Below are 6,259 nucleotides of genomic sequence, written 5' to 3'. Positions count from 1 at the left end.
GCCCGGGCCGGGGCCGTGGCGGCCCGCGGACGGGGTGCCGCGGCCCCCCGGTAGCGTTACCCGCATGCGCATCGGAATGGCTCTCAACTACAGCGGCGGCTTCGCCGAGACGGCCGCGGAGGCCGCGGACCTCGAGCGGGCGGGGCTGGACATCGCGTTCGTCCCCGAGGCCTACTCGTTCGACGCGGTGAGCCAGCTCGGGTACCTCGCGGCCAAGACCTCGACCATGGAGCTGGCCTCGGGCATCCTGCAGATCTACACCCGCACACCCACCCTGACTGCCATGACCGCCGCCGGGCTGGACTTCGTCTCCGACGGCCGCTTCATCCTGGGCCTCGGCGCCTCCGGCCCGCAGGTCGTCGAGGGCTTCCACGGCGTGCGCTACGACGCGCCGCTGGGCCGCACGCGCGAGGTCATCGAGATCTGCCGCAAGGTGTGGCGCCGGGAGAAGCTCGTGCACGACGGGGCCAAGTACCAGATCCCGCTGCCCGCCGACCAGGGCACGGGCCTGGGCAAGCCGCTCAAGCTCATCAACCACCCGGTGCGCGAGAACATCCCCATCGTGCTGGCGGCGCTCGGGCCGAAGAACGTGCAGCTGGCCGCCGAGATCGCCGATGGCTGGCAGCCGATCTTCTTCCACCCCGAGAAGGCCCACCTCGCGTGGGGTGAGCCGCTGGCCAAGGGGCGTGAGAAGCGCGATCCCTCTCTCGGAAAGCTCGAGGTCTACGCCGGACCCCCGCTGGCGATCTGCGAGGAGAACGAGGTGCCGGGCTACCTGGACTTCGTGCGCCCGCACCTGGCCCTCTACATCGGTGGGATGGGCGCCCGCGGCAAGAACTTCTACAACGAGCTCGCGTGCCGCTACGGCTACGAGGACGAGGCCGCCCGCATCCAGGACCTGTACCTGGACGGCAAGAAGGACGAGGCCGCGGCCGCGGTGCCCGACGAGCTGGTCCGGTCGGTCTCGCTGATCGGCCCCGAGTCGTACGTGGCCGAGCGGGTCGAGGCGTTCCGCGAGGCCGGGGCCACCACCCTCACGGTCGTACCGATGGCGATGGACGCCCCCGGCCGGATCCGGTTGGTGGAGCGGTTCCGCGCGCTCTGCTGAACCCCTGGCACGACGAACGCCGGCACGACGAACGCCGGCACGACGAACGCCCCGCGGCGGTGGCTGCGGGGCGTTCGTCGTATCGGGAGTGGGGTATCGGGGGCGCGTCGCGCGGTCAGGTGAGGTCGACGACCACGTTCTTCAGCACGGGGGCGTCGTCCCGCTCGGCGGCCGTGGCCGCCACGAGCAGTCGCGAGCCGTCCTCCCACACGCGGACGCGCATGGTCTCGCCGGGGAAGAAGATGCCGCCGAACGTCACGCCGTAGCCGCGGACCCGCTCGACGTCGCCGCCCAGGACTTCGTCCACGACGGCCCGCAGCACCATGCCATAGGAGCACAGACCGTGGAGGATCGGGCGCGGGAACCCGGCCGCCTCGGCGAACGCGGGATCGGAGTGCAGGGGGTTGCGGTCCCCGCAGAGGCGGTAGAGCAGCGCCTGCTGGGGCAGGCTCGCGACCTCGATGGTGTGGTCGGCGTCCCGCTCGGGGTACTGCACCTTCTCGGAGGTCCCGCGCTCGCCACCGAAGCCTCCCTCGCCACGGGCGAAGATCCCGGATCGAGAGGTCCACAGCTTCTCACCCTCGGCGGAGACCGTCTCGGACTCCTGGATGATCACCGCGGCCGAACCCTTGTCCTGGATCTCGGCGATCCTGGTCGTGGTGACGGCGGTGCCGTCCGCGGGGATCGGGCGGTGCAACTCGACCGACTGGCTACCGTGCACGACCTTGGCCAGGTCGATCTCGACCCCGGGGAACGACACCCGCGGCGCCTCGGTGACGTTCATCGTGGCGGCGACGGTGGCGAACGACGGCAGCACCTTGGGGCGCAGGTCGTCCACGTAGTCCAGCCCGGCGGTGTCCATCGGGTCCCCGGCCGCGCCGACTCCGAGCGCGTAGAGCGCCACGTCCGAGGCGGTCCAGGAGAACTCCTGCGAGGGAAGCTCGGCCCCCAGGGCAATCGAGAGGTCGATCGGCACGGTCAGACTCCCGTCTTGTCGGTGGTGGTCGGTTCGGTGGTGGTGGACCCGGCGGCGGCGCCGGCCAGCATGTGCTCGACCGCGAGGTACCCGAAGACCATCGCGGGGCCGATGGTCGCCCCGGGCCCGGCGTAGGTGTGGCCCATGACCGGCGACGACGCGTTGCCGGCGGCGTAGAGCCCCTGGATCACGGAGCCGTCCGAGCGGAGGACGCGGCCGTGGACGTCGGTGTTCGCCCCGCCCTTTGTCCCGAGGTCCCCGGGCACCATCTTGGCGGCGAAGAACGGTGCCTTGCGGACGGGACCGAGGCTCGGGTTGGGCTTGTTGGTGGGGTCGCCGTAGTAGTGGTCGTACCCCGAGACGCCCCGCTGGAAGTCCTCGTCCACGCCTCTCTCGGCGAAGCCGTTGAACCGGGCGGCCGTCTTCTCCAGCGCGTCCGCCGGGACGCCGATCAGTCCGGCGAGCTCGGCGAGCGTGTCGGCCTTGTGGAAGTTCTCCGTCTCGAGCCACTTCTTCGGCAGCGGCTGCTTCGCCTGCAATCCGGCGAAGAGATACCGGTTCTTGTACTCCTGGTCGAAGATGATCCAGGCCGGGACGTTCTCGCCCTCGGCGCCCTGCTGGTCGGCGGGGGCCTGCCCGTACTCCCCGCCGTACATCCGGTGCCCGGCCTCGACGTACGGCAGCGACTCGTTCATGAACCGCTCGCCGCGCGAGTTGACGAGGAACGAACAGGGCAGCGAGCGCTCGGCGAGCGCGAACCACGGACCGCGGGGGAGCAGGATCGTGGGACCCCACCAGGCGTCCTCCATGAAGGCCAGTTCCGCCCCCACCTTCTCCATGTACTCGATCCCCTCACCGGTGTTGCCGGCGGCGCCGACCGTCCACGAGGTGGGGATGGGCTGACGCTGGTACTTGTCCCGCATCTCCTGGTTGTGCTCGAACCCGCCCGAGCCGATGATCACGCCACGTCGGGCGCGGAGGGTCTGCTCCTCGCCGCCGCGGGTCACGGTGATGCCCACGACCCGCTCGTCCAGCCCGCTGCCCTCGGTGACCAGCCCGGTCATCGGCGTGTTGAGCCACACCGGGACACCCGCGTCCAGGAGGCCCTTGCGCATGGCGGCGATGAGCGCGCGGCCCATGCCCACCATGTTGGCCCCCCGGGCCTTCGCCAGCAGCATGCGCATCGTCACACGGACGGAGCGCCGGAAACCCTTGGTGGTGGGGCGCTGGAGGAGGTTGAGCCAGCGGTAGTCGGACTGCTTGACCACCATGTTCGCCGGAGCCTTGGCGTAGGGGGGCTCGAGCCGCGCGGCCTCGGAACCCAACTGGCGCAGGTCGAACGGCTTGGGCTCGACGGATCTGCCGCCGAGTCGTCCTCCCGGGGACTCGGGGTAGTAGTCCGAGTAGTCGACCACCCACTCCATCTCGAGGGGGGAGTTGGCGAGGACGAAGTCCAGGACCTCGGGGCCGCGGTCGACGTACGCGTCGATCCGTTCCGGGGGCACGACGTCGCCGACGATCGCCCGGAGGTAGGTCCGGGCGGCCTCCGGGGTGTCCTGGACGCCGTCCCGTCGGAGGACGGAGTTCCCCGGGATCCACACGCCGCCGCCGGAACGGGCGGTGGAGCCGCCATAGTGCGGTGCTTTCTCCACGAGGACCACGCTGAGGCCCTTCTTCGCTGCTGCGAGGGCGGCCGTCATGCCTGCTCCACCGCTACCGACGACGACGACGTCGAACTCCTGGTCTGCCATGTAGAACACGTTATAGAACCGGGGGCTCGAGCGCCACACGGTCGAGGTAGCATCCCGGTCATGCTCAATGAGGAGACCCGCGCCACACTCGCCCAGCGACTCTGGGACGCCGAGGCCGACGTGGCGCCCATCGCGCCGCTCACCGCCGACCATCCCGAGATGACCCCGGATGACGCGTTCGAGATCCAGCTCGTCAACATCCGCCGCAAGCTCGAGGCGGGCGCGGTGGTCACCGGTCACAAGGTGGGTCTTGCCTCCAAGGCCATGCAGGAGATGATGGGCGTCGACGAACCCGATTACGGCCATCTCCTCGACACGATGGAGTACCCGGAGGGGGCGCCGGTCGAGGCTGCCCGGTTCTGCTTCCCGCGCGTCGAGGTCGAGGTGGGCTTCATCCTCGGCGCCGACATCCCGCCGGAGGGGTGCTCGCAGGAGGAGGCCGCCGCCGCCATCGAGTGGGTCGTGCCCTCGATCGAGCTGATCGACTCGCGCATCCGCGACTGGAAGATCACCCTGCCCGACACGATCGCCGACAACGCGTCGTCCTGCGGGTATGTCGTCGGGCAGCAGCGCGTGCGGCTGACGGACCTGGACGTCGCCGCGATCGATGCGACCCTCTACAAGAACGGCGAGTTCCTCGCGTCCGGCCGCTCCGACGCGGTCCTGGGCAACCCGCTCAATTCGGTGGGCTGGTTGGCCTCGACGGTCGCCAAGTTCGGCGTCCGCCTGCGCAAGGGAGACGTGATCCTGCCCGGCACCGCGATCCGCGCGATGGACGCCGCGCCCGGCGATTCCTTCCGCGCCGAGTTCGCGGGCCTGGGGGACGTGACCATGGAGTTCCGCTAGCGCGGGGGTGCAGCCAGTGCGGGGGTTCGGCTGCGGCGCTCACGTTCCCTCGGCCCTCGTCACGTCCGGTCCGTCGCCATCGCGCGACTGGCGGCCGCGGCCACCCTGGTGACCAGTGGCTCCAGTCGAGTGAGTGCCGCACTGTCCGCCGCGCTAGCGGAGAGCGCCGCCACCGCTCGTGTTCCGCAGGCGCCGTCCTCGTCGTCGTCGAACACGGGCGCGGCCACGCAGTAGAGGCCGGGCGTGAGCTCGGCGCGATCCACCGATCGCCTTCTGCGCCGGATCTCCGCCAGCTCCACGGCGAGCGCATCCGGCGAGGTGAGCGTGGTGTCGGTCCAGGCGATCAGCGGGCCCTGCGACACCCGCTCGGCGGCGGCGTCGTCGAACGCCAACATCGCCTTGCCCACTCCGGTGCAGTACGCCGGAAGCCCGCCGCCGATCCGCGACGGTGATGGGATCGGCCGCGGACCGTGCAGCTTATTGAGGTACACCACCTCGTCACCGTGCAGCGTGGCCAGGTGCACCGTTGCCCGGGTCGCCTCGAAGAGGTGCGCGAGGAACGGTGTGAGTACGCGGCGGGTCCGCTCGTATGCCGGCGAGGCAGGAATCGGATCCAGCTCATGCACCAGCGGCCCCAGTCGATAGCGCTGGCCGATTCGCGTGACCGCATCGTTTCGCTCGAGTGCGGTCAGGAGGCGAAGGGTCGTGGACTTGGCCAACCCGGCCTCGCGGGAGATCTCGCTCAGTGTCAGGCCGGTTCCCGCCGCCGTCACCCGCAGTACGTCGAAGGCGCGGTCGACGGGGGAGACGGGCGGTTCGGTCATGCGGTGAGTGTAGCGCGGAGGTCCGACATCGAGTGACGGATGATCCGAACACTTGCGCGAGTGAAGTGGTGACGTTAGAGTAGTACATATGTTCGATACAGGCGCCGCGGGGGGAGGGTGGTCGGTAATGAGTGCGACGACGACGAGTTCGGCGGCGTTCGGGGCGCTTCGCGCCGTGCCGGAGGCTCTCGACACGTTGGGCGCCGAGGCGTTGAGCGAGGTGGCGCGGTCGGCCACTCTGGCGCAGAACCTCGCCGCGGCCACCCGACTGCAGGCCGCGCATCACCTCGTGGAGGCGATGGGCCGGCTCGACGAGGCCACCCACGATGACAAGGTGCGTCCGCGTCCGGCGTTTGCCCGCCTGGATCCGGCTGATCGGGCGCGTGATCACCTGGCGGCGGCGATGTCGCTGACCGGGTGGCACGCCGGGCGTCTGGTGACCGCCGGGGTGCAGATCCACACCCGCCTTCCGCTGCTGCGCAAGGCCGTCGATCGGGGACTGTTCCCTGAGCAACTGGCCATCGACACCGCCTGCCGGCTGGCCGACATCCCCGATGAGATCATCGCGGCAGTGGAATCAGAGGTCATCGGAGCCCTGTGCCGGGACCTGGACGGCGGCCACCGGCCCAGTCGCGCAGCGTTGGACACCGCGGTCGACGCATCAAGGGAACGTCACGACTCCCGGGCCGCCCAGGACGCGGTCGACGCCGCGGTCGAGCAGCGCACCGTCCGGTTCCGCCCCGGCCGCGACGGC

Annotated in this window: 5 protein-coding genes and 1 pseudogene; 3 read left to right on the top strand and 3 right to left on the bottom strand. The window is 70.5% G+C overall.

Annotated elements, in window-relative coordinates:
• Nucleotides 1-64: 64 nt before the first annotated feature.
• The gene (locus G6028_RS03445; protein WP_182610462.1) at nt 65-1,108 is read left to right on the top strand and encodes an LLM class F420-dependent oxidoreductase; all 1,044 of its coding nucleotides are present in this window, start codon (nt 65-67) and stop codon (nt 1,106-1,108) included.
• Between the two features lie 115 nt (nt 1,109-1,223).
• On the opposite strand, the gene G6028_RS03440 is transcribed toward G6028_RS03445, so the two are convergent.
• Nucleotides 1,224-2,084, bottom strand: a complete 861-nt coding sequence (locus G6028_RS03440; RefSeq protein ID WP_182658048.1) for a MaoC/PaaZ C-terminal domain-containing protein — start codon at nt 2,082-2,084, stop codon at nt 1,224-1,226.
• A 2-nt stretch (nt 2,085-2,086) separates the two neighbouring features.
• Nucleotides 2,087-3,835, bottom strand: a complete 1,749-nt coding sequence (gene kstD, locus G6028_RS03435; protein WP_182658047.1) for a 3-oxosteroid 1-dehydrogenase — start codon at nt 3,833-3,835, stop codon at nt 2,087-2,089.
• 60 nt (nt 3,836-3,895) lie between these two features.
• On the opposite strand from kstD, the gene G6028_RS03430 reads away from it, so the two are divergent.
• The gene (locus tag G6028_RS03430) at nt 3,896-4,681 is read left to right on the top strand and encodes a 2-keto-4-pentenoate hydratase (protein ID WP_182658046.1); all 786 of its coding nucleotides are present in this window, start codon (nt 3,896-3,898) and stop codon (nt 4,679-4,681) included.
• A 59-nt stretch (nt 4,682-4,740) separates the two neighbouring features.
• Here G6028_RS03430 and G6028_RS03425 read toward each other — a convergent pair whose 3' ends face one another.
• Entirely contained in the window at nt 4,741-5,505 is a 765-nt protein-coding gene (locus G6028_RS03425; RefSeq protein ID WP_182658045.1) for an IclR family transcriptional regulator, read from the bottom strand.
• A gap of 127 nt (nt 5,506-5,632) precedes the next feature.
• Here G6028_RS03425 and G6028_RS03420 point away from each other — a divergent pair.
• A pseudogene (locus G6028_RS03420) lies at nt 5,633-6,259 on the top strand (hypothetical protein); the annotation flags it as partial.

This window comes from Dietzia cercidiphylli (assembly GCF_014145145.1).
Classification (GTDB): Bacteria; Actinomycetota; Actinomycetes; order Mycobacteriales; family Mycobacteriaceae; genus Dietzia; species Dietzia natronolimnaea.
The sequence above is the reverse complement of the archived record's forward strand: the minus strand, read 5'-3'. Positions and strand labels throughout refer to the sequence as shown.